The sequence below is a fragment of the Streptomyces himastatinicus ATCC 53653 genome (assembly GCF_000158915.1).
GTDB lineage: Bacteria > Actinomycetota > Actinomycetes > Streptomycetales > Streptomycetaceae > Streptomyces > Streptomyces himastatinicus.
In genome coordinates, this window is record NZ_GG657754.1 from 1,285,658 (window position 1) to 1,310,523 (window position 24,866).

At 71.5% G+C, this 24,866-nt stretch carries 19 protein-coding genes and 1 pseudogene; 9 read left to right on the top strand and 11 right to left on the bottom strand.

What is annotated here, in order from left to right; translation table 11 throughout:
* The first annotated feature begins 5 nt into the window (after positions 1–5).
* The 5 genes from SSOG_RS04785 to SSOG_RS04805 all read left to right on the top strand — a co-directional run bounded on the left by SSOG_RS04785 (position 6) and on the right by SSOG_RS04805 (position 7,288).
* Positions 6–1,307 (top strand): ABC transporter substrate-binding protein, encoded by a 1,302-nt coding sequence (locus tag SSOG_RS04785; protein ID WP_039936578.1) that lies wholly within the window; start codon positions 6–8, stop codon positions 1,305–1,307.
* A 2-nt stretch (positions 1,308–1,309) separates the two neighbouring features.
* A complete protein-coding gene (locus tag SSOG_RS04790; RefSeq protein WP_009713082.1) occupies positions 1,310–2,296 on the top strand; it encodes a carbohydrate ABC transporter permease in 987 nt (328 codons plus the stop codon).
* Positions 2,293–3,129, top strand: coding sequence for a carbohydrate ABC transporter permease (locus SSOG_RS04795; RefSeq protein ID WP_009713083.1), 837 nt, complete (start codon positions 2,293–2,295; stop codon positions 3,127–3,129). The genes SSOG_RS04790 and SSOG_RS04795 overlap by 4 nt, the downstream gene beginning before the upstream one ends.
* Positions 3,130–3,136: 7 nt before the next feature.
* On the top strand, positions 3,137–4,762 hold the full coding sequence (locus SSOG_RS04800; RefSeq protein WP_009713084.1) for an alpha-amylase family protein: 1,626 nt from the start codon (positions 3,137–3,139) through the stop codon (positions 4,760–4,762).
* A gap of 156 nt (positions 4,763–4,918) precedes the next feature.
* Positions 4,919–7,288 carry a transketolase-like TK C-terminal-containing protein gene (locus tag SSOG_RS04805; RefSeq protein ID WP_009713085.1) on the top strand — a complete coding sequence of 790 codons (2,370 nt, stop codon included), beginning with the start codon at positions 4,919–4,921 and terminating at the stop codon, positions 7,286–7,288.
* Here SSOG_RS04805 and SSOG_RS04810 read toward each other — a convergent pair.
* On the bottom strand, positions 7,278–8,744 hold the full coding sequence (locus tag SSOG_RS04810; protein ID WP_009713086.1) for an MFS transporter: 1,467 nt from the start codon (positions 8,742–8,744) through the stop codon (positions 7,278–7,280). The genes SSOG_RS04805 and SSOG_RS04810 overlap by 11 nt on opposite strands.
* Positions 8,745–8,828: 84 nt before the next feature.
* Between SSOG_RS04810 and SSOG_RS04815 the strand changes: the two genes are divergently transcribed.
* Positions 8,829–9,641, top strand: a complete 813-nt coding sequence (locus SSOG_RS04815) for a helix-turn-helix domain-containing protein (RefSeq protein WP_039936579.1) — start codon at positions 8,829–8,831, stop codon at positions 9,639–9,641.
* Here the strand turns inward: SSOG_RS04815 and SSOG_RS04820 are convergent.
* The 10 genes and pseudogenes from SSOG_RS04820 to SSOG_RS04865 all read right to left on the bottom strand — a co-directional run bounded on the left by SSOG_RS04820 (position 9,577) and on the right by SSOG_RS04865 (position 22,613).
* Positions 9,577–10,455: an RNA polymerase sigma-70 factor gene (locus tag SSOG_RS04820; RefSeq protein ID WP_009713088.1), complete on the bottom strand. Its 879-nt coding sequence runs from the start codon at positions 10,453–10,455 to the stop codon at positions 9,577–9,579. The two genes, SSOG_RS04815 and SSOG_RS04820, sit on opposite strands and share 65 nt — an antisense overlap.
* A complete protein-coding gene (locus SSOG_RS04825) occupies positions 10,452–11,009 on the bottom strand; it encodes a carboxymuconolactone decarboxylase family protein (RefSeq protein WP_009713089.1) in 558 nt (185 codons plus the stop codon). Before SSOG_RS04825 ends, SSOG_RS04820 begins: the two co-directional genes overlap by 4 nt.
* A gap of 107 nt (positions 11,010–11,116) precedes the next feature.
* Positions 11,117–12,415, bottom strand: a complete 1,299-nt coding sequence (locus tag SSOG_RS04830; protein WP_009713090.1) for a vWA domain-containing protein — start codon at positions 12,413–12,415, stop codon at positions 11,117–11,119.
* On the bottom strand, positions 12,412–13,629 hold the full coding sequence (locus SSOG_RS48175; RefSeq protein ID WP_009713091.1) for an AAA family ATPase: 1,218 nt from the start codon (positions 13,627–13,629) through the stop codon (positions 12,412–12,414). The genes SSOG_RS04830 and SSOG_RS48175 overlap by 4 nt, the downstream gene beginning before the upstream one ends.
* Positions 13,630–13,685: 56 nt before the next feature.
* Positions 13,686–15,059 carry a hypothetical protein gene (locus SSOG_RS04840; RefSeq protein WP_039936580.1) on the bottom strand — a complete coding sequence of 458 codons (1,374 nt, stop codon included), beginning with the start codon at positions 15,057–15,059 and terminating at the stop codon, positions 13,686–13,688.
* A 98-nt stretch (positions 15,060–15,157) separates the two neighbouring features.
* Complete coding sequence (locus tag SSOG_RS04845; protein WP_039936581.1) at positions 15,158–18,028, bottom strand: DUF5682 family protein; 2,871 nt, start codon at positions 18,026–18,028, stop codon at positions 15,158–15,160.
* Positions 18,025–19,137, bottom strand: coding sequence for an ATP-binding protein (locus SSOG_RS04850; protein WP_039936582.1), 1,113 nt, complete (start codon positions 19,135–19,137; stop codon positions 18,025–18,027). Before SSOG_RS04850 ends, SSOG_RS04845 begins: the two co-directional genes overlap by 4 nt.
* A 65-nt stretch (positions 19,138–19,202) precedes the next feature.
* The gene (locus tag SSOG_RS04855) at positions 19,203–20,711 is read right to left on the bottom strand and encodes a VWA domain-containing protein (RefSeq protein ID WP_009713095.1); all 1,509 of its coding nucleotides are present in this window, start codon (positions 20,709–20,711) and stop codon (positions 19,203–19,205) included.
* Positions 20,708–22,110 (bottom strand): annotated as a pseudogene (locus SSOG_RS04860) (hypothetical protein). The gene SSOG_RS04855 and the pseudogene SSOG_RS04860 overlap by 4 nt, the downstream one beginning before the upstream one ends.
* On the bottom strand, positions 22,110–22,613 hold the full coding sequence (locus SSOG_RS04865; RefSeq protein WP_106516353.1) for a hypothetical protein: 504 nt from the start codon (positions 22,611–22,613) through the stop codon (positions 22,110–22,112). The pseudogene SSOG_RS04860 and the gene SSOG_RS04865 overlap by 1 nt, the downstream one beginning before the upstream one ends.
* Positions 22,614–22,788: 175 nt before the next feature.
* Here SSOG_RS04865 and SSOG_RS04870 point away from each other — a divergent pair, with 175 nt between their 5' ends.
* The 3 genes from SSOG_RS04870 to SSOG_RS53255 form a co-directional block, all read left to right on the top strand.
* Positions 22,789–23,370, top strand: coding sequence for a type 2 periplasmic-binding domain-containing protein (locus tag SSOG_RS04870; RefSeq protein ID WP_039936585.1), 582 nt, complete (start codon positions 22,789–22,791; stop codon positions 23,368–23,370).
* Positions 23,367–24,635, top strand: a complete 1,269-nt coding sequence (locus SSOG_RS04875) for a DUF6421 family protein (RefSeq protein ID WP_009713100.1) — start codon at positions 23,367–23,369, stop codon at positions 24,633–24,635. Before SSOG_RS04870 ends, SSOG_RS04875 begins: the two co-directional genes overlap by 4 nt.
* Before the next feature lie 38 nt (positions 24,636–24,673).
* Positions 24,674–24,866: hypothetical protein (locus SSOG_RS53255; protein WP_039936586.1), on the top strand; the 193-nt coding region annotated here is incomplete at its 3' end.

Here is a 24,866-nt window from a genome sequence, read left to right on the forward strand (position 1 = left end):
GCACGATGAGGAGAAGGACGGCAGCCCTCGCCCTCGGCACCGCCGCCGCGATGGTCCTGACCGGCTGTTCCACCATGAGCCCGAGCGCGGACGGCAAGGTCACGCTCAACATGGTCGAGAGCCTGACGAACCCCGCCCGTACCGATCTGATCAAGGGGCTCATAGCCGACTTCGAGAAGCAGAACCCCAAGATCAAGGTCAATCTGATCTCGCCGCCCACCGAACAGGCCGATCAGAAGATCCAGCAGATGCTCCAGTCCGGCAGCGGCGTGGATGCCCTCGAGGTACGGGACATCACGGTCGGCCCGTGGGCGAACAACGGCTGGCTGTACGACATGAAGAAGGACCTCAAGGGCTGGCAGGGCTGGAACGGCATGACGGAGAACGCCGTCAAGGCGTCCGAGGACGCCAAGGGCCGTACCTTCTTCGTCCCCTACGGCTTCTACGGGCTGAGCCTCTTCTACCGCAAGGACCTGATCAAGGACGCCGGGTTCAGCAAGCCCCCGGCCTCCTGGGACCAGCTGCTGAAGCAGGCGTCCGCCGTCAACGACCCGGCGAAGCGCCGCTACGGCTACGCGTTCCGCGGCGGGGCCAACGCCAACAGCAACGCCACCGCCATCATCGAGGCGTACGTGGCCGACAAGGTCGACCTCGCCAACGGCTACAAGCTGAAGAACGGGCGCACGATCTTCTCCGCGCCCGAGGCCCTGGACGCCCTCAAGACCTACCTCACCCTCTTCAAGAAGGCATCGCCCAAGTCGTCCGTCTCCTGGGGCTATCCGGAGATGGTCGAGGCGTTCTCCAACGGCTCCACGGCCTTCCTGCTCCAGGATCCGGAGGTCATCGCCACGGTCTCCGAGTCCAAGTCGATCTCGAAGGACCAGTGGGACACCGCTCCGCTGGTGGCCGGGCCCAGCGGGAAGACCGTCCAACCGCTGGCCACCGCCGGGTGGGGCATCGCGAAGGGCAGCAAGCACAAGGCCGAGACCGTCAAGCTGATCAAGTTCCTGTCCCAGGGCAAGGCGTCGACGGACTTCACCAAGAAGAACAGCCTGGTGCCGATCCTCAAGTCGGCGACCGAGGACCCGTTCTACAAGACCGGCCCGTGGTCGTCCTACGTCACCATGACCAAGCACCCCGACACCTATCTCAACGTGAGCCAGCCGCGCGGCGTGACCTGGTGGAGCGAGTGGGAGCAGAAGTCCGACGCCGACGTGCAGAAGATGGTGATCGGCAAGATGTCGCCCAAGGAGCTGCTGGCGGGCTGGGACGCGTACTGGACCAAGAAGTGGGAGCAGGAGAAGTAGGGATGCCCGCGACGTCAGCGACGACCGGGCCGAAGACTTCGCGCCCCGTCCGGAAGCAAGCCGCCCCGCGGGCCCGGAGCGGGCCGCGGGGCGGCCGGAAGCGGGAGTTCACGACCCGCAGGGGCCTGCTCATCGCCGCCTTCATGGCACCGGCCGCGATCTTCGTGGCGGTGTTCACGTACTACCCGATGATCGCGGGCAGCCAGATGGCCTTCCGCCACTGGGACCTCAACGATCTCACCGACACCTCCTGGGTGGGCCTGCGGAACTTCCAGGAGGTGTTCTCCGACCCCAACTGGGGCACCGTGCTGGGCAATACGGGCGTCTGGGTCATCGGGTCGATCGTGCCCCAGCTCGTGATCGGTTTCGCGCTCGCCCTGTGGCTGCGCCGCCGGTTCCGCTTCCGCGGTGTCTACCAGGCGCTGGTCTTCTTTCCCTGGGCGATCTCCGGGTTCCTCATCGGCATCCTGTTCCGCTGGATGTTCAACAGCGAGTTCGGCGTCGTGAACGACCTGCTCCAGAAGGCGGGGCTGATCGACGAGCCGGTGGCGTGGCTGGCCGATCCGCACAAGGCGATGATCGCCGTACTGATCGCCAACACCTGGTACGGCGTCACCTTCTTCGCCATCATGATCCTGGCCGCGCTCCAGTCGGTCCCCGACGAGCTGTACGAGGCCGCGGCGCTGGACGGGGCCGGGAAGGCACGCACGCTCTTCCAGATCACCATCCCCTACATCCGGGTCACGCTGGTCCTCACCGTGCTGCTGCGGGTCATCTGGATCTTCAACTTCCCCGATCTGATCTTCGGGATGACCGGTGGCGGGCCGAACAACGAGACCCACATCGTGACCACCTGGATGATCAAGATCACTCAGCAGGGCGACTACGGCAAGGCGTCGGCCCTCGGTCTCCTCGTGGTCGCGGGGCTACTGCTGTTCACGGTGTTCTTCCTGCTGGCCACGCGCGAGAAGCGAGAGGTGAAGTCGTGATCGGCAAAGAGACCGCCGCCGGCCGGGCCGTCCGGATCGTCTTCCTGGTGCTGTGGCTGGCCTTCACCGTCTTCCCGCTGTACTGGATCCTCGTCACCTCGCTGAAGGCGCCGGGCGACATCTTCTCCTTCCCCCTCGCCTACTGGCCCGAGCACTTCTCGCTGGAGAACTACCGCGAGCTGTTCAACAAGGCCGACTTCGGGACCTATCTGACCAACAGCCTCATCGTCGCGACCGTCGCGGGCGCGGTCGCCACCGCCATCTCGATGCTGTCGGCGTACGTGCTGGCGCGCTTCGAGTTCCGCACCAAGTCCGCGCTGCTGACGGCCGCCCTGGTCACCCAGATGATCCCGGCCTTCATCGCGCTGGGCCCGCTGTATCTGCTCATGACCGACCTGAAGCTGGTCGACAACCGGCTCGGGCTCATCCTCGTCTACATCGCCGTGTGCATCCCCTTCTGCACGGTGATGCTCCGCGGCTTCTTCGAGAACATCCCCGACGCGCTGGAGGAGGCCGCGATGATCGACGGCCTCTCCCGGTTCTCGGCACTGTTCCGGGTGCTGCTGCCGGTGATGCGTCCGGGGATCGTGGCGGCGTTCATCTTCAACTTCGTCAACTGCTGGAACGAGTTGTTCCTGTCGGTGACCCTGATGAACAGCGACGCCAACAAGACCATTCCGACGGCCCTCAACGGCTTCATCTCCAGCTTCAACATCGACTGGGGCTCGATGTCGGCTGCGGCCGTGTTCACGATCCTGCCGACGATGGTGCTCTTCGCCTTCGCGAGCCGCCACATCGTGCAGGGGCTCACCTCCGGCGCCGTGAAGGGGTGAGGTATCCATGTCCGTGATCGACGTTCCGCTGCCCGACTCCGTCCATGTCATCACCGGTCCGTCCGGGGACCCGCGCACCGCCGCACCGGCGGGGACGGGCCGCTGGACCGTGCCCGGCGCCGAGGTGACGGCGCGACACGATCCGTACGGCGCCCTGCGGCTGGCGCTCGCCGCGCCGGGTCCGGAGGGCCTGTCGACGGTGGCGCTGCGCTGGCGCCACCACCCCGGCGACCACCGCCCCGCCCTGGTGCTCGGCGATGCGTGGGAGCGCTCGTACGGCGAATTGCAGTGGCGTGGCATCCAGCCGGAACGCCCGCTGCCCTGGTACTGGCTGGGCACCGACCCGGCCACCGGCACCAGTGCCGGGCTGGGGGTGCGGACCCGCGCCGGGGCGCTGTGCTGCTGGACGGTGGACGAGGACGGCACCACGCTGTGGCTGGACGTACGCTCCGGCGGCCTGCCGGTGCTGCCGGGCGACCGGGAGATCGCCGCCGCCATCGTGGTCGGGGTGGCGACGGGTGCGGACACCACCCCGTACGCGGCGCTCCAGGAGCTGTGCGCCGCCATGTCCCCCGATCCGCTGCTGCCCGCACAGCCGGTGGTCGGCTGCAACAACTGGTACTACGCGTACGGCCGGGACTTCGGCCCGGACGCCGTACTGCGCGACGCGGCCACCATCGCCGAGTTCGCCGGGGACCATCCGGTGCGGCCGTTCTGCGTCGTCGACGACGGCTGGACGGAGGGCGGGGGCAGCGCCCCGGGAGGGCCGTGGGACACCGGCCTGCCCGGGCTGTTCGACGACATGGCGGGGCTGGCCGCGGGCATCGCCGACCGCGGCGCCCGGCCGGGCCTGTGGTTCCGGCCGCTGCTGTCCCGGGTGCCGGCGGAGGGGATGCGCACGGACACCGGCGCTCCCGGCCGGATCCCCCTGGACCCGTCGCTGGACGCCACCCTCTCCGCCGTCGCCGCCGATGTCGCCCGCTTCCGCTCCTGGGGCTTCGAGCTGATCAAGCACGACTTCAGCACGTACGACGTCTTCGGCCGCTTCCACCCGGACACACCGCACGAGATGGCCGGTCCCGGCTGGCGGCTCGCCGATCGCACCCGCACCACCGCCGAAGTGCTGGTGGCCCTCTACCGGACCATCGCCGAGGCGGCCGGGGACGCCCTGGTGCTCGGTTGCAACACCGTCGGACATCTGGCGGCGGGTCTGGTGCAGGTGCAGCGCACCGGCGACGACACCTCGGGCCGCCACTGGGAGCGCACCCGGCGGATGGGCATCAACACCCTCGCCTTCCGGCTGGCCCAGCACAGCCGCTTCTACGCGGTGGACGCCGACTGCGTGCCCTGTACCCCGGCCACCGAGTGGCGGCTGAACCGTCAGTTCCTGGACCTGGTGGCCCGTTCCGGCACCGCGCTGTTCGTCTCCGTCGACCCGGCCGCCCGCACCCCGGGGACCGACGCCGACCTCGGCGCGGCCGTCCGGCTCGCGCTGGACGGCGGGTCACCCGGCGGCGTCGAACCGCTGGACTGGCTCGGGACCACGGCCCCGCGCCGCTGGCGGACGGGCGACGCGGAGCGTACGTACACGTGGTCCCAGCCCTGGGGAGCGTGGCCGCCGCTGCCGCTCTAGACGGCCGTAGCTATTGGTCATTTTGATCAGCCGAGCGCTCTTTCACCCCGGCGCGGTGGGCAGATTGCTCAGCCGGAAGACGACATGTTGCGCAGTTGATGGGCTCTCTGTCTACTTCTCGCATCACACAGCATTCCTGGACGCCAGGTCCAGGCCATGGAGGTGGTCAATGTGGTCATGGACGCGACCTTCTCGGGTGCCCCGGGCAAGGACCCGGCCGGGAGGGCACACCCCGGGACGCTCGGCACGCTGGCAGCGGTCGAGCGCCGGGTGCTGTGGCTGTCCACGGCCATCATCGACCATGCCAACCGGGTCCGGCCGAACCCCACGGGGCTGAAGGTCGGCGGTCACCAGGCGTCCAGCGCGTCGATGACCTCGATCATGACGGCGCTGTGGTTCCACACCCTGACCGCCGAGGACCGGGTGTCGGTCAAGCCCCATGCCTCACCGGTGCTGCACGCCATCAACTACCTGCTCGGCGAGCTGGACGAGTCGTATCTGACGACGCTTCGCGCCTTCGGCGGACTCCAGAGCTACCCCAGCCGGTCCAAGGACCCCGACCGGGTCGACTACTCCACCGGCTCGGTCGGGATCGGCGCCACCGCGCCCCTGTGGGGTGCGCTCGCCCGGCGCTATGTGGAGGGCCGCTTCGGCGGCGCCGGGACCGGGCGGCAGTACTCCCTGCTCGGCGACGCGGAGCTGGACGAGGGGGCGATCTGGGAGGCGGTCCAGGACCCGGTGGTGTCCTCCCTGGGCGAGGTCACGTGGATCGTCGACCTCAACCGGCAGTCGCTGGACCGTGTGGTGCCCGGCATCGCCGCCGGACGGCTCCAGGGCATGTTCACGGCCGCCGGATGGCAGGTGCTGACGCTCAAGTACGGGCATCTGCTGCGCGAGCTGTTCGCCCGGCCCGGCGGGGAGGCCCTGCGCACCCGCATCGATGCCATGGGCAACCCCGAATACCAGCGGCTGCTGCGCTGCACCGCCGACCAGCTGCGCGAGCGGCTGCCCGGCACCGGCTCCACCGCAGGACCCATCGCCGGGCTCATCGCGCAACTGGACGACACCACGCTGCTCGCCGCGCTGCGCAACCTGGGCGGCCATGATCTCGGGGCGCTCCTGGAGGCGTACGACACCATCGACGACACCCGGCCGACCGTGATCTTCGCGTACACGGTCAAGGGTCACGGGCTGCCCACCGAGGGCCATCCGCAGAACCACTCCTCGCTGCTGACCGCCGACCAGATGGGCCCACTGGCCGAGCGGCTGGGGGCGGACCTGGACCGCCCCTGGGACCTCTTCCCCCAGGGCTCGGCGGAGGCGTCGCTGTGCGCGGCCGCCGCCGAGCGGCTGCGCAGGCCCGAGCGCGAGCCGCGGCAGCCGCCCGCCCTTCCGGCCGACCTCGGCCGCCCGGCGCCCGCCGGGACCGGCCACACCCAGCAGGCGCTGGGGAGGGCGCTGCTGGACCTCACCCGCCGGGCGCCGGAGGCGGCGGGCCGGATCGTCACCGTCAGCCCGGACGTCAGCTCGACCACCAACCTGGGCGGCTGGCTGAACAAGGTCGGCGTGTGGTCGGCCACGGAAGGCACCGACTGGTTCGCCGACGACGCCGAGACGATCCTCCACTGGCGGGAGAAGCCGACCGGACAGCATGTGGAGCTGGGCATCGCCGAGACCAACCTGGTAGGTCTGCTGGGCGAGTTGGGCGCCACCTGGAGCCGCTGGGGGCAGCCGCTGCTGCCCATCGGCGTGGTGTACGACCCCTTCGTCAACCGGGCGCTGGAGCCGTGGTCGTTCGGCATGTACGCGGGCGGCCAGTCCATCCTGGTGGGCACCCCGTCCGGTGTGACGCTCGCCCCGGAGGGCGGCGCACATCAGTCGATCACCACTCCGTCGCTCGGCACCGAGCAGCCGGGGTGTGTGTCGTACGAGCCCGCCTTCGCCATCGACACCGAGTGGTGTCTGCTCGCCGCCCTGGGCAACCTCGGCCAGCCAAAGGGGAGTTCGGCGTATCTGCGGCTGTCCACCCGGCCGGTGGACCAGTCCCTGGCCGCCGTGCCCGCCGACCCCGCGGCGCGTGAGCGACGGCGTCGGCAGGTGGTGGCGGGCGCGTACCGGTTGCGGCGGCACGACAAGCCGGTGGTGACCATCGCGGCGATGGGCGCCCTGGTCCCCGAGGCCCTGGCCGCCGCCGAACGGCTCCAGGCGCTCGGCCACGGCGCCGATGTGGTGTGCGTGACCAGCCCGGACCTGCTGTTCCGCGCCCTCCAGGCGCGGCGTGGCCTGGCGGAGGAGCCGGACTGGATCCTCGACCGCGCCTTCCCCGCCGACCGGGCCACCCCGCTGGTCACCGTGCTCGACGGCCATCCGCACACCCTGGCCTTCCTCGCCACCGTGCATCAGGTGCCCGTCACCACCCTGGGTGTGACCCGGTTCGGCCAGTGCGGTGCCCTCGACGACGTCTACCGGTACCACGGCATCGACGGCGACAGCGTCATCGCCGCCGCCCTCGACCTCATCGACTGAGTTTCCCGAGCAAGGCGCCGATGAGGACGGCCCCGAGGGCGAGGAGCGCGGCGGCGACGGTGAGGGCGAGGGAGAAGCCTTCCGTCGCGGCACGCAGGGGGCCGTCCTCGGCGGCCAGGGTGTCGCCGCGGTGGGTGGCGAGGGCGACGAGCACCGCCACCCCCACGGCGCCGCCGACTTGTTGGACGGAACTCAGGACGGCGGAGCCGAGCCCGGCGTTCTCCTCGGTGGTGCCCTCGAGCGCGGCCACGGTCAGGGCGGGCAGGCTCAGCCCGCATCCGAGGCTCGTGACGAGCATGCCGGGCAGCACCCCGGAGGCGTAGCCGTCGTCCGGTGCCACACCGGACAGCAGCAGGAACCCGGCCGCGCTGATCAGGAACGAGAGGACGAGCGCCGGGCGCGTACCGAGCCTGGTCACCGCCCGGGAGGAGAGCCACATGCCCGTGAGGATGCCGGCGCAGTAGGGCAGATAGGCGAGACCGGCCGTGAGCGGGCGATAGCCCAGCACGGTCTGGAGGTGCACCATCAGCAGGAAGGCCATCGCGTACATGGCGGCGGAGAACAGCAGGGTCGCCCCATTGGCGACGGCCCGGAACCGGAGGGACAGGAACGACAGCGGCACCAGTGGCTCGGCGGTTCGCGCCTCGGCGGCGGCGAAGGCGACGGCCAGGAGTACCGCCAGGGCCAGGGGCCCGACGGCGGTGGTGTCCCGCCAGCCCGACTCCCCGATCCGGAGCAGTCCGTAGACCAGGGACACCAGGGCGCCGGTGCCGAGCACCGCGCCGGGCAGGTCGAGGCGTGCCGCGCGCCCGGCCCGGCTCTCGGGAACCAGGGACGGGAGCAGCGCGACGGCCGCGACGGCCACCGGCAGGTTGATCAGGAAGATCCAGCGCCAGGACGCGAGGCCGGTCAGCGCACCCGAGATCACCAGGCCCGTCGTACCGCCCAGAGCGGCGATGCCGCCCCAGATGCCGAACGCCCTGGCGCGCTCCTCGGTGCCGGGGAACAGGAGCGCGATCAGCGCCAGCGCTGCCGGGCTTGCCATGGCCGCTCCCCCGCCCTGGACGAACCGCCCGGCCACGAGCTGCCAGGGCTCCCGCGCGAGCCCGCACACGAGGCTCGCCGCGCCGAACAGCGCCACACCGGTCAGGAAGACACGTCTGCGGCCCAGCAGGTCGGCCATGCGGCCGAACAGCAGCAACAGCCCGCCGAAGGCGAGGAAGTAGGCGTTGACGACCCAGGCCAGGCCCGCGGCGCCGAAGCCGAGGTCGTCGCGGATGCTGGGGAGCGCCACGTTCACCACGTTGTCGTCCAGGACGAGCATGAACTGCACGAAGCACAGCACCACCAGGGCCGGGCCACGGCGCCCCACGGCAGTGGCGGTGGCGGTGGCGGTGGGGTTGAGCGGTCCGTGCGTACGGTGGCGGCGCCCGCGGCGCGCGGGAGGGATCGGCATGGAACGACGCTATGCACCGCCCGTGTTGGCCGCGATGCGCTACGAGGCCACATCATAGCGCATCGGGGACATAGCCTGGGGACCATGACCGATGCCGTCATGGGGGCCGTTCCGGCCGGGGTGGGCGCGATCGTCGTCGGGAACTTCCCGCTGGCGTACGGGCAGTGGTTCGTTCCGCACAGCCACCCGCAGCACCAGCTGGCCTGGGCGCGCCGTGGGGTGCTCGGCGTCGCCGTCGGCGACGCCTACTGGGTGCTGCCGCGGACACGGGCGTTGTGGCTGCCCGCGGGGGTGGTCCACCGGACCGGCGCGACCCGCGAGGCGGTGCTGTGCAGCCTCTACTTCGCACCGGAACGATGCGATCTGGACTGGACGGAACCCACGCCGGTCGGTGTCGACGGGCTGCTCGCCCACCTGATCGCGTACCTCGGCCGCGACGACCTCCCCGATGACGCACGGCTACGGGCCGAGGCGGTCGTACTGGATCTGCTGCGCCCCCTGCCCGCCACGCCCATCGATGTGCCGGACCCCACCGACGACCGCGTACGCGCCGTGGCCGACGCGCTGCTCGACCACCCCGACGACCCCCGGAGCCTCGAGGCGCACGCACGGGCCGTCGGTGTGAGCCGACGCACCCTGTCCCGGCTGTTCGTCCAGGACACCGGCATGAACTTCGACCGCTGGCGCACCCAGGTGCGGCTGCGGGCCGCCCTGCCGCTGCTCGCCGAGGGCCAGCCCGTTTCCCGGGTCGCACGCACCGTGGGATACGCGACGCCGAGCGCCTTCCTCGCGGCGTTCCGGCGCACCGTCGGCACATCCCCGGGGCGCTACCTCAAGGGCGAGGCTCAGGAGCCTGAGGTGGCCGGAGGTGTCGCAGCTTGTCCGGGTTGCGGATGATGCGGATCTCCGTGATGCGGCCGTCGGCGACCTCCACGCAGGCGACGGTGTCCGGGCGGCCCGCGACGGTGAGCAGCAGTCCCGGGCTGCCGTTGACGTCGACCGCGTGCACGCGGGGGTCCTCCATCGGCTGGGTGACGACGGCGGCGAGGAAACGGGCGACCTTGTCCGCGCCGCGCTGCGGGCGGACGGCGGCCTTCACCTTGCCGCCGCCGTCGCTCCACGCCGTCACATCGGGGGCGAGCAGCTCCATCATCCGGTTGATGTCGCCGCCGACACAGGCGGCCAGGAACTCGTCGGTGACCTGTCGCCGTACCTCGGCCGGGGTGTCGTAGCGCGGCCGCCGGGCCTGGACGTGTGCCCGGGCGCGGTGGCCGACCTGCCGTACGGACGCCTCACCGCGCTCCAGCATTGCGGCGATCTCCCGGAACGAGAAGCCGAACACCTCCTTGAGGATGAAGACCGCGCGCTCCAGCGGCGACAGGGTGTCGAGGACGACGAGCATGGCGAGCGAGACCGACTCGGCCAGCTCCACCTCCTCGGCGGCGTCCGGCTGGGTGACCAGGGGCTCGGGCAGCCAGGGCCCGACGTACTGCTCGCGGGTGGCGGCGGCCGAGGTGAGCCGGTTGAGCGCGAGGTTGGTGACCGTACGGGTCAGATAGCCGGCCGGGTTGTCCACGGCGGTGGACACCTGGCTGCACCGCAGCCAGGTGTCCTGCACCAGGTCCTCGGCGTCGGCGACGCTGCCGAGCATGCGGTAGGCGATGCCGAACAGCATGCGTCGGTGCTGTTCAAAGGTGGTTGCGTCGATCACGCACGTGACGGTACCTCGCAGGCGTCCGAGAAGCCCTGGCTGGTCAGGCCGAAGGCGCTGTTCACGCGCGAGCGGTAGTTTTCCAGGGCGACCATGGCGGTGAGTTCGACGAACGCGGCCTCACCGAGCCGTTCGACCAGGGCGGCGGCCAGCTCGTCGGTGACGCGGGGCTCGGTCTCGGTCATGGCCTCGGCGTAGTCCAGGACGAGCAGCTCCAGCTCGGTGAAGTCCTCCTGGTGGTCGCGCCACTGCGGAACCTTGGCGATCTTGTCCATGGGCAGCCCCAGGGTGTCGGCCTCCCAGTGTCCGAAGTCCATGCACCACGAGCAGTTGATCCTGGCGGCCGTGGCCATGACGGCGAGGTGCTTCAGGCTCCGGTCGAGGCGGTTCCACTTGGCCGCGCCGCGCTCCTGCCGCACATAGGTGAGCAGCACCCGCGTGTGGTGCCCGAGGGCCAGCCCGGGGTCGAGCACCTTGCCGTAGGTGCGCCGGGAGTACCAGGCGCCGATGCGGTTGAGCAGGGTGCGGGGCGGGGTGAGCGAGATCCGGGCCATGGCAGGCGCTCCTCTTGTCGTATCCGTTGGTCGTATCCGGAGGTGTGACAAGGGAGGCGGCCGGAGTGTGACATCCGGCGGTCGCGCCGCCGTCCAGCGTGGCGGTCTCACTCCCCGATGACCACCACTCGCGCCCAATCGGGTGGCGTATCCGACACGTAATCCGGGTTGTCCTCGTCCCCTGACCGGGTGGCCCGATGCCGGGGGAAGAGGCCCACCACCGTCCGGCACGGCGGTCGGGTACCCGGCCAGGGTGTCTGGCCGTCGGTGAGGGCCACGAGGACATCGGGGCGGGGGCGTGCCCGCAGGGCCCTGGCGAAGCCCGTACGGAGGTCCGTACCCCCGCCGCCCACCAGGGGTATTCCCTCGGCGCGGCACAGCGGGTGCACGGTGTCGGCCGCCGCGTCGCACGGCAGCACGCTGACCAGGTCGCGGCGGCCGCCCACGGCACGGGAGATGGCGGCGACCTCGAGGAGCGCACTGCCCAGTTCGGTATCGCTGACCGAGCCGGAAGTGTCGATGACCACGGAGACCCGGGGCGGCCGCCGCCGCAGGCTCGGCAGGACGGCACCCGCCACGGCGGCCGAGCGCCGCGACGGGCGGCCGTACGTGTAGTCCTCGCCCGCGCCGGGGCCGGAGGCCACCGAGCGGACGGCCGCGCCCAGCAACTCCCGCCACGGCTGCGGCGGATGGAACGCCTCATCGGCCCACCGCTGCCACCCCTTCGGGGGCGTGCGAATCGGACCGGCCGGGTGAATGCCCTGCGCCACCCCGGGAACCCGGCCGGCGTCCCGTTTCTGCGCCGCTGAGGCCGGGGGGCCCCGTCCGGCCCCAGGTCCCAGCCGCGTTCGCGGCCGTCGGCGCCGCTGCCGCAGTCCAGCCACGCCATGCTCTGGGTGCGCGGGCCCGAGCCGGAACAGCCGCAGGTAGTCCTCCATCAGCTCCCCTTCGGGCAGCGTCAGGGACGCCGGGTCGACGGCGCCTTCGGGACGGACCAGCCCGTCGCCGAACACATCGTCGTTGATCTCGCAGTCCGCGGCGATGTTCATCCGCAGCCGCTCCGCGGGGCCGGTCAGCCCGCGCTCCCGCGCGACCCGGTCGCTGCGCCCGTGGTGGTCGCGCAGCAGGTGGGACACCTCGTGCACCCACACGGCGGCCAGTTCCTCGACGGGTGTCCGGTCCACGAACGCGGGTGACACGTAACACCGCCAGTGCCGGTCGACGGCCATCGTCGGCACCTGCCGCGACTCGACGGTGTGCAGGGCGAACAGCGCCGTCGCCAAGTAGGGCCGGGCGCGGGCGGCATGGAGCCGGGCGGCGAACAGCTTGTCGAGGTCCAGTGGCCGCGGGGTGGGTGGGGGCGAGGTTGTCGGTGTGTCCGGGGCTGCCGGTGGGTTCGCGGTCATCGGGCGGCCTTCGCGGTGGCGGCGCTCCGGGCGGCCGCGTGGTCCGCGCGCCGGGACAGGGACACCGTTCCGGCGAGCTTCTCGATCGATGCCGGAACGTCCCAGTCCGCGCGGCGCAGCGTGGCCAAAGTGGTCGCGGGGACGACCACCAGGTCGGGAGCCCCGGTTTCCACCGCCCGCACCAGAAGCGCCCATGCCGCGTCCCAACGGGCCTTCTCCGGGCGTGTACGGACCGCCTCCACCACGCCGTCGAGCACGGCCTGACGCAGATCCCCCCGCTCGGGCAGGGCGGCATGCGCGGGGTCGGCGAGAAGCGTCTCGGGGTCCGGGAGGTCCATCCGGTCCAGACTCGCCAGCAACTCCAGCCCCGGGCCGTCCCCCACGGTGCCCCTGACCAGCAGGGAGAGGACATCGCGGGAGCATCCGGCCGCGGTGGCGAAGGCGATCAGGCGCAGCGTCATCTCCCAGCTCCGGGGCGACGGCCAGGGTCCGCCGCGGCGCGTTTCGCTGCTGGGCAGCCGGTGCACGAGCCCGGGGCGGGCGGTCAGGAATCCGCACACCGCGCGGCGGGCGAAGTCCACGGCCTCCGGGGCCATTTCCGGGGCGAGCCGTGGCAGGGTCGCCCGGGGCCAGGTCCCCCCGAGGCCGCGTACCACGACCTCGTGGTCATGGGCCCACTGGAGGTGGACGAACCGGTTGGCCAGGGGCGGGCTCAGTTCCCAGCCGTCGGCGGCCGAGGACCGCGGATTGGCGGCCGCCACGATCCGTACGCCGGGCGGGAGGTGGAGCGACCCGATCCGCCGCTCCAGCACCAGGCGGAGCAGGGCGGCCTGAACGGCCGGTGGCGCGGTGGACAGCTCGTCCAGGAACAGCAGCCCCCGGCCGGTCCGTACGAGGCGTACGGCCCAGTCCGGCGGGGCCATCGGGACGCCCTGGACCGCGGGGTCGTCCCCGACGACGGGCAGGCCCGAGAAGTCGGACGGCTCGTGCACACTGGCGATCACTGTGGTCAGCGGGAGGTCCAGGGCCTCGGCGAGCTGGGTCAGGGCCGCGGTCTTGCCGATGCCCGGCTCGCCCCACAGCAGCACGGGCAGGTCGGCGGCCACGGCCAGGGTGAGGGCCTCCAGTTGGGTGTCGGGGCGCGGTTCGGTGGTGGTATCGCGCAACAGGGTCAGCAACGTGTCGGCGACGTCGAGCGAACGGTATGAGGGCATGTTTGATCACCTGTGGGTTCGTGGGTGAGCCGAAGGGCGCGGGGCCAAAGCCCCGGTCAGCGCAGGGATACGTGGCGCGGGCGGGAGCGGCGACGACGGCGTTCGGGCCGATTGCGGTCGCGGTCAGCTATAGGTCCGGGACCGGATTCGATCAGCCCTGATCGGTACAGCCCGTACGTGATCCGGCGCTGCGCGGCCGCTTCCAGTTCGTCCCGCAGCGCACCGTCGCGCAGCAGTGCGTCGGGGCCCAGCAGCCCTTCGACGACGGCCAGCGCACCGGCGGTGTCGCCGTGGTCCAGGCGTTCGCGGACCCCGGCGAGGCAGTCCGGGTGGCGGTGCGCCTCGTCGACGGCCTGAAGGCAGGGAAGCGGCGTACCGGTGAGGGCGGCGAGCAGTTCCTCGCGCCGGATCTCGGCCGGGTCGTGGTCCAGCGGCGCCAACACCCCGTTGACCAGGCCGATCCGGTGCCGGGCTCCCCGGCACTCCACCAGGCGCGGCTGTCCCGCCCGGTCCGGGGGCCGGGACGGACCGGTCGGCACATGGTCCGGTGCCAGGGCCGAGGCGACCAGCGGGTGCAGTTGGTCGGCCTGGATCGAACCGGTGCGGAGCAGTTCCAGGTCCGGCAGGACCCAGGTCGCCGCGTCGGGCAGAACGGGCAGCGTGGCGGGCGGCCCGGCAGCGCGCGCGTCGCCTGCGTCGTGCGCGTCGCCCGCGGCGAGGTCCAGGACCAGCCGGTGGCGGCCACCGAGCCGTACGAGGACGGCATCGGCGGACGAGCCCTCGGCGTGCAGCACGATCCTCGCCTCGGCCGCCCACCGGTCGACGGCACAGCGGCGCCCCGGCGGCACCGGGCCCGGTGTATCCCCGTCCTCGGCGGGCAACTGCTCGGCCCCGGACCGGATCCGCAGCTCATCGGCCCTGCGCGCGTCCCACAGATGCCGGTGCAGATCGAGGCGGAACCGCCGGCCCGGCCGCGGATGGGGATGCGGATGATGGCCGGAGCCGGATCCGTCCCACAGCGCGAGGCTGATCCGCTGCCCGGCGTCCGCCCAGGCGGGCGGTGTCCGGGCGACGAGGTGTACGGGGCCGGGGCCATCGCGCCCCGGGGCGTCGTACCGCGCGAGGGCGATGGTCAGGCCGGGGCGCAGCAGTCCGTCAGGGGCGATCCGCGGCATATGCCAGCGCAACAGGTCGGGCGCCAGATGGCGGAGGTCGTCCCGTACCCGGGCCGCGAGTTCCCGGCCGTGGGTACGCGCCACGGAACGCGGATGGAGGTCGACGTCGAAGCCTGCGGCGGCGCACGCCCCCGCCCAGTCACCGGCGCGGCGGCGGGCGGTCGCAGTCTCGATCATGGACGGCGGCACGGCGAACTCACGCACGCGCCGCCAGAAGGAAAGGCAGGGGTATCCCTTCGCGGTGTCGGTGAGCATCAGCACTCACCTTGCGCGGACGAGACCCCCAATCTGGCTACAGAATGAGTCATCGCGGGGAGCATAACGCTCCCCGCGATGATCTGTCAGGTGAAAAATCAGGCGCCGGTCAGCAGCGCCTCCAGGGCCACGGCCGTATCCGGGTGGCGACCGGCCAGTGCCGCGCCCGCCGGGTGGTGGGAGTCCTCCGTCGCCCATGTCCCGTCGCAGCCCAGCAGGTCCGCCACCGCGTCGCAGGTCGCCGGGTGGGCGACGAGCAGCGCGCTGCGGCGGTCGCCGTCCGCGCCCGCCGCGGACGGCACGGCTTCCGGCTCCGGCTGCGCCTGCCACGGCGGCACCCATGCGTCCAGCGCCGGGAGACGGCCGGGGAAGATCCGTCCGGCCTCGCGGATGAGCAGCGGGGCGAGTTCGGCACCGCCCGATCGCAGGGTGGTGATCAGGGTCGGCAGCCAGGGCAGGAGCACCGTGTCCGGCAGCCGCGCGAAGGCGTTCGACACCGCCTCCACGACGAAGTCGGTGAGCCCCGGGACGGGCTCCAGCGCCTGCACGAAGCCGCTGAGGTAGCGCGGATAGGCGGGCAAGACCATGGGGTTGGCGAGCAGTTCGTCGCAGCGCGCCCGAAGGTCCGTACGGGAGAGGTGTCCGAGCTGCTGCTGTGCCGCCCACAGCAGCGCCGTCTTCGACGGATCCCGCGGATGCGACTGGGCGACGGCCAGCTCCAGTTGGGTGCGGTCGCAGCCCAGCGAGAGCGCCAGGCTCTCCATGCTGAACAGGAAGCCCAGCATCGCCGACACCTGGCGGACGGTGGCGTCGTCGTCGGTGAACGCCGTCGGCAGCAGGGTGCAGTAGTGCGCGTATCCGGTCTTGACGAAGGACTCGATCCACGGCGGCAGCACCGGCTCGCTGGTGCGGTAGTACGCCAGCAGCCGCCGCACCCGGCGCAGCACCTCCGGTGCGCCGTCGACGCTGCGCTCGGCCGACAGCACCTCCAGGGCGCGGGTGCCCAGTTCGTCGGCGAGACGGCGGCTGCGCAGGTACAGCGTCGCGTCCTCGACGGCTTTGAGGACGGTCGCCGCGGTGGCCTGGGGGTCGTACGCCGTGCGGCGAAGGCGCTGCTCCAGGACCTGCTCGATGCTGACGCCCTCGTAGCCCAGCTCGATGAGCGCACGCTGGTGGGTGCCCAGCGCCACGTCCCATGACTCCTGGATCGGCCGCTCCCCCAGGGTCCGCTCACCCATGATCGGCCGGGCGGTGCCGTGGGGCATGAGGTAGCGCAGGATCCACAGCACGTCGGAGCACTGCTGAAGTTCCGGCCGGGAGGCGATGTCCAGCAGTGCCCGCTGCACACCGCGCTGCTGGAGCTTCAGGTTCAGCGGCGCGAGCCGGTCGTGCACGTCGCGGGCCAGGGGCGGCAGCGCGTCGTAGCCGACCTTTCCGATCCGGTCGCCGCCCATCATGATCTCCACGAGGCGGCGCACATCGCGTCGCCCGGGCACGGTGTCCTTCTCGATGCAGGTGACGGCCGCGTCCTGGAAGTCGTACGGGGTGGGCTTGGCCCGGTCGCGCATCCCGGCCAGCAGGATCGACGTCTCGAACACCGCGATGGCGTCGGCGGTGGAGGCGAGGTAGCCGTTCCGGCGGGCGGCGCGCACGATCTCCACCGACCAGCCGAGCAGTTCGGTCTCGTCCAGCCGGTCCAGTACGGGCGGCTGCCGCAGGAAGCCGGTCAGCTTGTCGGAGGCCGGTGCCGGGGTGGCGGGCGCGGGAGCCGTGGCGGGCGCGGTCTTCTGCGCCTTTCCCTTCTGCGCCTTGGTCTTCTTCGTGCCCGTCTGACCCGCCTGGCCCTCCAGGCGGTACGGCTCCACCCGGGTGCGCTTGACGTTCTTCGCCCAGACCGTCGCGGCGATCGACACCGAACCGGCGGCGAGGCCGAACTGCGCCTCGATCGCCGCGTGGCTGGACGGGATCAGGCCGTACTGCCAGGTGGTGGCCGTACGCGGGCTGATCCGATAGGTGTCCGTGCCGTGGACGCCGAACTCCTCGACGCGGCTGGCGGCGTGGAAGGCGCCACACACGTAGAGGCAGTCCGCGGGATCGGTGCCGGTGGCGGCCAGGTGCTCGCGCATCCTGGTCCACATGTAGCGCTCGCGGTCCTCGTCCACGCGCACCCGGTGCGGGTCGCCGGGGGCGAGGCGCCGGAAGAGGCTGCCGATCAGGAACATGACCTGGCGGTAGGTGTCGTGGTCGCCGTCGCCGAGCGGCAGCTCGACATACTGGTGCCACCACTCCGACCAGTGCCGCACCTTGCCGTGGCGCAGCAGGTGTTCCTCCAGCTCCGCGAAGCGCGGCCGCAGGTCGCCGATCTCCACGCCGACCGCGTCGCCGTGCAGCGCGGCCTCTTCGTCGGCGGCGGATGTGTCCGGCTCCCCCGCGTCGGCGGCGGGATCATCGGACTGCGATCGGCGCGCGTCCCACTGGAAGACATGGTCCGAGGAACGGTCGACGAGGACCAGCTCGACTCCGGGGGTGTCGAGCGCGTAGGCGATCGCCTGGTACTCGGCCGACGCCTCGGTGACCGGTGCGACCACCGACAGCGGGGACCATTCGGGCGGGAAGCCGTCCACATCGGTGGCGAACGCCTGGACCGCCACCGGGAGTCGGCAATTGCGCAGCTCGGTCAGCAGCGGCGCCATGTCCTCGCACAGCTCCAGGTACACGACCTTCGGCTGCTTCTGGCGCAGACGGCGGGCCATCGCGATCGCCGAGGCGGGCGAGTGGTGGCAGACGGGGAAGATCTCCAGTGGCTCGCCCGCCGCGCGGTCGACGTCGTCGACGAGGCCGAGCAGGATGCTCTCCAGGGCGTCGGGCCCGTCGGCGAACGTCGCGGCGGCCTCCCGAAGCTGCCCGCGCAGCGCTTCGAAGGTCTCCTGGTGGGTCTCCTGGTGGGTCTCCTGCTGGGTGCCGCTCATGACAGGGTGGCGATCGCGTCGCGGCCGCCCTCCAGGAACTCGGGCCAGGATCCGCCCTCGTCCTTGCTGCGCGGCTCCACGACCCCGTGCAGATACTTGTTGAGGATGGCCAGGTCCTCGGGCTCGCGCCGGGCCAGCGACCCGACGAGCGAGGTGGCGAGGGTGTGGGCGGTCAGGGCGCGCTCGCCGAAGAAGTTGCTGTGCAGGATCGCGTCCTCGAGGACACCGATCTGTTCGGCGGTGGACAACGCGGACTCCAGCTTCTCGTCGTCGCTTCCGGCCGCGGCCGCCGAGGCGCGCAGATCGGCGAAGCTCTGGAGCAGGACGTCGAGCAGCGTCGGCGGCACATCCAGCTCGATCTGGTGGCGGCGCAGCAGTTCCTCGGTGCGGAAGCGGACGATCTCCGCCTCGCTCTTCTTGTTCGTCATCACCGGGATGCGGACGAAGTTGAAGCGGCGCTTGAGGGCCGAGGACAGGTCGTTGACGCCCCGGTCGCGGCTGTTGGCGGTGGCGATGATCGAGAAGCCGGGCTTGGCGAAGACGATGCCGTCACTGTCCAGTTCGGGAACGGAGATGTACTTCTCGGACAGGATCGAGATCAGCGCGTCCTGGACATCGCTGGTGGAGCGGGTCAGTTCCTCGAACCGGCCGATCGCGCCGCCCTCCATGGCGGTCATGATCGGCGAGGGGATCATCGACTCCCGCGACTGGCCCTTGGCGATGACCATGGACACGTTCCAGGAGTACTTGATGTGGTCCTCGGTGGTGCCGGCCGTGCCCTGCACGACCAGCGTGGAGTTGCGGGAGATCGCGGCGGACAGCAGCTCGGCCAGCCAGCTCTTTCCGGTGCCGGGGTCACCGATGAGCAGCAGACCGCGGTCGGAGGCCAGGGTGACGATGGAGCGCTCGACGAAACTGCGGTCGCCGAACCACTTCTGGGCGATCTCCCGGTCCAGGCCGTCGGAGCGCTCGGAGCCCAGGATGAACACGCGGATCATCTTCGGGGACAGACGCCAGGAGAACGGCTTGGGGCCGTCGTCGATGGACTCCAGCCAGTCCAGCTCCTCGGCGTACTTGATCTCGGCGGGGGCGCGCAACAGGTCGGACATCACAGGGCCTTTCTGAGCGGATCGGAGCAGGAAAGTAGGCAAGCGGGAACTGAGCGAGCGGGGGCCTAGGCGAGGAACGTCTTGAGTTCGTGGACGAGCTTGCGGATGTGGCCGGAGAGCACCGGCGCACCGAGATCCTTGAAGCGCTCCCGGAACCACGGGTTGACGCTGCCGCGGCCGGAGCTGGTCACCGAGCCGACCGGGATGAACTTGGCGCCCGAGCGGTGAATGGCGGCCATGCTCTCGAACAGCGGCTCGCTCTGCCATTCGTAGAAGTCGGAGATCCACACCACGACGGTGTTGCGGGGCTCGGCGATCTTCGGCTGGGCCAGTGCCATGGCGACCGTGCCGTCGGTGCCGCCCCCGAGGTTGGTGCGCAGCAGCGTCTCGAAGGGGTCGTGCACCCAGGGCGTCAGGTCGAGCGCCTGGGTGTCGTACGCGATCAGGTGGACGTCCACCCTGGGGAGCCCGGCGAAGATGGACGCCAGGATGGTGCAGTTCACCATCGAGTCGACCATCGAACCCGACTGGTCCACGACGACGATCAGCCGCTGAGGCGTCGTCTTGCGGGCGGTGTGCCGGTAGTAGAGGCGGTCGACATACAGCCGCTCCTCCTCCGGGCTCCAGTTGGTGAGGTTCTTCCAGATCGTGCGGTCGAGGTCGAGGTTGCGGTACACCCGCTTGGGCGGCACGGAGCGGTCCAGGGCGCCGACCGTGGCCTTCTCCACCTGGGTGCGCAGCACCTCGCCGACCTCGTCGACGAAGCGGCGGATCAGCGCCTTGGCGTTGGCCAGGGCCACGCCCGAGAGATTGTCCTTGTCCCGCAGCAGCTGCTCGATGAGCGACATGCTCGGTGTGAGCTGCGCGGCGAGCTGGGGGTCGGCCAGCACCTCGCGCAGCCGCATCCGCTTGACCAGGTCGGCCTCCAGGGCGCCCAGTTCCGGGCCGATCTCCGGGATGAGCCGGCTGAGGTCGGGTGTGATGCCCGGGCCGCCGGTGCCGGTCGGGCTGACACCCGGCCCGCCCGCCGCCCTTCCGCCGGATGGCCCGGCGGAAGGGCCGCCGGGGTGCCCGCCGGAGTTCCCGCCCGAGCGGCCCCCGCGCAGCTCGCCGGGCTTGCAGCCGAGGGCGCGCTCCAGCCAGCCCGCGTCGGACTGCCAGCGCGCCAGCTGCCCGGCGGTGACCGTGCCGGAGCCGCGGGCGAAGACGTTGAGCAGCACCTTCGAGGCCAGCGCCGCGCGCCGTACCTCGGCGGCCCGGTCGCGTGCTCCGTCGTCGCCTGGCTCGGGCGCCATCAGACCGTCGAACTCGGCGACCAGCTCCGGGTGGCGCTGCACGATCGAGTCGACGGAGGTCTGCGGATCCAGCAGGGCGGACGGCAGTCCGATGTCCTCCACGACGGCGAGGCTCGCCGATTCCAGGGTGGCCTGCTCCTCGGGGTCGAAGAGGCGGGCGAGCAGCCGCCAGTACAGGACCTGACGGCGGTTGTCATGGGCCGCCGCGTGCGGGTCGATGTGGTCGGTGGTGTGCGCGTCGGTGCGCTCGGTGGCGTGGTCCGTGGTGTGCTCCGTCATGTCCGCAGCAACCTCCCGGCCCGCTCCCGCAGCGCGGCCACCGCTTCGGTGGCGGCCTTCTCCGCCTTGACTCCGGCCTTGTCGGTCGTGCCCCCGGCCCATCCCCCGGCGTGGAGGACGACGGCCTTCTTCCGCACCGTCTTCTCGACGGCCAGGGGCTGGACGCGATACGCGCCGGCGTCCCAGCGGAGCAGCCCGATGCAGGCACTCGACCCCGCGACGGTCTCGGGGGTGAGCGGACCGGCGGTCGGAATGCGGTCGGTGTCGACGGCGAGCGGATGTCCGGCGACGGTGAACGTCAGCGCGTCGTCGCCCTTCTGGGAGTCGTAGCCCTCCAGGAAGACGGGGACGGCGATGCGCGCCGGATGCCGGTCCAGGGGTGCGGTCGGGGCGTCGGTGGCGGTGGGCAGGGCGACGCGGGCGGTGGCGAAGGGGTCGGCGGGCTCGCCCTGACGTGCGTACGCGTCGCTCCAGAGCAGGTCGCCCCCGTCGGTGACCGGCATGTCGGTGAGGTCCATCGAGCGGCCCTCGCTGACGGCCGCCAGGAGCGACATATGCGGCCGCAGCAGCTGCCAGATGCCGACTCCGACGACCGTGTCGGGCTTGGGGAGCGACACACTGGCCCGCACCAGGCGGGGTGTCCCGCCGTCGGCGGGCTCGAACACCGCGTGGACCTGGGCCTGTGCCGCCGTCGCGTGTTCCTGCACATCGACGCCGAGGGGCAGGAGACGGCCGGTGACCACGCCGGTCGCGGGTGCGTCGGCCGCACCGGGCAGCGTCAGCAAGCAGAGCCCGCGCCCCACAAGGTCGGGCCCATCGGCGCGCCGGAACACGGTCCCAGGGCAGGGCCGGGGCCAGGACGCGGCGAGTTCGGCGGCGAAGCCGTCGAGGAGCGTCGCCAGGCGCCGCAGGGCCGGGTCCGGAAGCATCGCGGAGACGACCTGCGCCGCCCCGGAGACCATGTCGTGGTCGATGCCCTGCCATCCGGAGCGCGCCAGTCGGACAGCCAGGAACGGGCGGCGGCGCGCAGGTTCACCGCTTCTTGTTTTTTCGGGCGCGGACAAAGTGGCGGTCTCCTCGCCGCGGGGCCGGGCGGTCGCCTCCTCGACCCGGGTCATTTTCGCGTCATGGACGGACCCCAGCAGTGCGGTTTCGTTGTGGCGGCGAGGGCGACGAAGTGGTCCTCGCCCGCCGCTCCGGCCGCCGCCTTCTCGGCCGCCTCGGCGACCCGGGCGGCCAGCGGCGTGCCCGCGACGGCCTGGGCGAGATCCGTCAGGCCGGTGGCCCGGCCGGGCTGGGGGCGGAGCAGACCGCTGACGAGTGCCTGGTCGAAGGCGTCGACGGCGGCGAGGGCCGCGTCGAGGTCGGCGATGGGTTCGGCGAGCAGATCGGCACGCATCAGGCCACCGCCCTGGTGGACGGGAACCACTGCATCTCCGGCAACGGCGCGGTGACCGGGGCCAGTTCCAGATAGGTCAGATGGCGCAGGAAGCGGCTGAAGACCGCCGCGGCGGCCTGACTGCCCGCCTGCGAGGGGTGGGTGTCGGTCATATCGGCGGCGATGGACAGCGCGGTGGGCTCCCCGTCCGCGGTCTCGACCTTCAGATAGCGGGCGACGCGCCCGGCGCCGTACTGGAGCACCGCCTCGCTGATCAGGGCCATGATGTGCTTGCAGTACGAGCCGCGCGCGCCACCGCAGGGGCGGTTGTTGTTGGTGCTGCAAGCGAAGGCGTACGTACCGGTCGCGACGGACGAGACATAGACCCGCCCGATGTCCGAGCCGCTGGACACCACGCCCTGGAGGCGTCCGTCGGCCAGCTCGACGAACGGGACCTTGGCAAGCTTGCGCGGCCGTGCGGGCGGGATCACCCGCGCCGTACTCGACCTCTCCCAATCGGACAACGCGCCATCTCCTCTGCACACAGGGGTAGTTCCGCACCACAGCAGCGCGGCACGAATGAACATACGTGCGCCCACTGACAACGCCCGCTCGCGAGCCGGGGACTGGATGTGGGGAGGGAGCGGAGCGTCGCATTCTGTGCTTTCATCCACTCGGAACCAGAAATCAGGGGAGATCATGCAACAAAGCCATGCCGGGCCGGACCGCGTCCGCAACCTGCACACGCTCGGTCCGCACGGGACCAACTTGGAGACCGCCTCACACGAATGGCTGCGCAGACGCGGCGTTGAGGGAACGGTTCATCTCCATTCCTCCATCGAATCGGCCCTGGAAGCCGTCCCGGCCGACGGGCAGCACGCCCTGACCGCCTGCGCGGTCTACCCGGCCCTGCACACGCTGGTCTTCGGCAACCTCCACCGCTTACAGATGGTGGACAGCTTCATCATGCCGACGCACAACATGGTGCTCGCCTCCGCGGGAACGCCGGCTCCCGCCACCGTCGCCTCGCATCCGGCACCCAGGGGGCTCGTCCCCGACACGGCCGAGGTCCACGAGGTGCTCAGCAACTCCCAGGCCGCCATCGACTGCGCCGCCGGGAAGGTCGAGGGCTGCATCACCACGATCGTCGCCGCCGAGCGGCACGGACTGCGGGTCCTGCGCGACTTCGGCCCGGTCCCCATGGTCTTCACCGTCCACCAGGTCCTGAGCGCGGACGCCGAGGCCGGGGAACCCCTGGCCGCGGGGGCGGTGGCGCTGTGACCGACCAAGCACCCATCAGCCCCGCGTACCTGGCCGAGGCGCGGCCCCTGACGGAATCGCTCATACCGAAGGTCAACCGCTTCCGGACGCGCCAGGAAGACGACGGCACGGTCACCGCCCCCACGGCGGACGACATTGCGCTGCTCGGCCGGATCAAGGACGAGGCGTGCGCCTGGTACCGGCGCAACGGGCTGGGGCACCAGGCCGACGCGCTGGACGCCGACGTCGCCGGGTGGGTGGACGCCGGGCTGGACACCCCGCCCCACTTCGCCCGCTCCCGGGACGCGCTGCGCCCGCCCGAGGACGGGAGCGTCGTCTTCTTCCTCGCGCCGCTCCAGACCACCAACAGCGCACCGCCCGTCGGCAAGCGGCTGGACTGCTTCTACGCGCTGCGCAAGGAGCCCGACGCGCTGCCCGGCCTGGCCGTCACCCACCCGCACCCCAAGAACAACTGCCAGTCCCTGATCCTCATCACCGGCAGCGACGGCTTCGCCCACGGCAACTGCCTGGTGGTCTTCCCGGAGAACGTGGCCGCCCACGACAAGATCACCGACCAGCCGTACGCCATGTTCTTCTTCAACAAGATGCGCGCCATCCACGCGACCTACGCGCTCCCGGGCGCGGCGGCCGTCCTGACCCCGGACTCCATACCCCGCGCCTCCACCGGGCTGGCCCCGGAGGTGTGCTACGAGGCCCGTGCCCTGTGGGGCTATCTGCACGACCGCATGCACTACCAGGGGCTGTGGCCGTTCGACGAACACATCTCGCTCAAGATGAACTGGTTCGTCGGCCTGCTCGAAGAGATCAAGGTGGACGCGAAGACCGCGCTGTCCTGCGCCGACGGCGAAGTCCCGTACGCCGAGGAGCAGATCGCCATGATTCTGCTGGAACGTGTCTTCCGCTACCCGCAGGCCGACGACGCGACCCGCAACTTCGACTCCGGCACCGGTGTCTTCCTCTACTCCTGGCTGCGCGAACGGGGCGCGCTGACCGGTTCCCCACAGGACGGCGGACTGCTGCGCCTGGACCGGGACGCCACCGTGACCGCGCTGCGGGACTACGTCACCACGGTCGAGAAGCTGGAGTCCGAGGTCACCACCGACGCCGAGTACAAGGCCGCCGCCAAGGCCCTGGTACGCACCTGTCTGCCCGAAGGGGAGCCCAAGCAGCGCTACCGGTTCACCGAGGACCAGCGGGTGCTGCTGCGTGCCAAGCGGAGCCTGGACCGGCTGCCGCCACGGACGTTCGGCCTCGCGCAGTGGTAAGGGGCGACCCCGGGCCGCGCCGAGGGGGCGGGCCGCTGGTGGTGCCCGCCCTGTCGGTGCTCATGGTGCTGCTGCTCGCCGCGGGCTGGCTCATGTCGGCCCGTCTGGTCGACGGTGTTCCCGCGCTCGCCGTGGCGAGCGGCCGTACGGCGGCCAGCTTTCCTGGCCATCTCCGCGATCGCCGCGCTCCGCCCGCGCAGCTGGGCCTGATGTACGGAAGGGGTTCGGCCG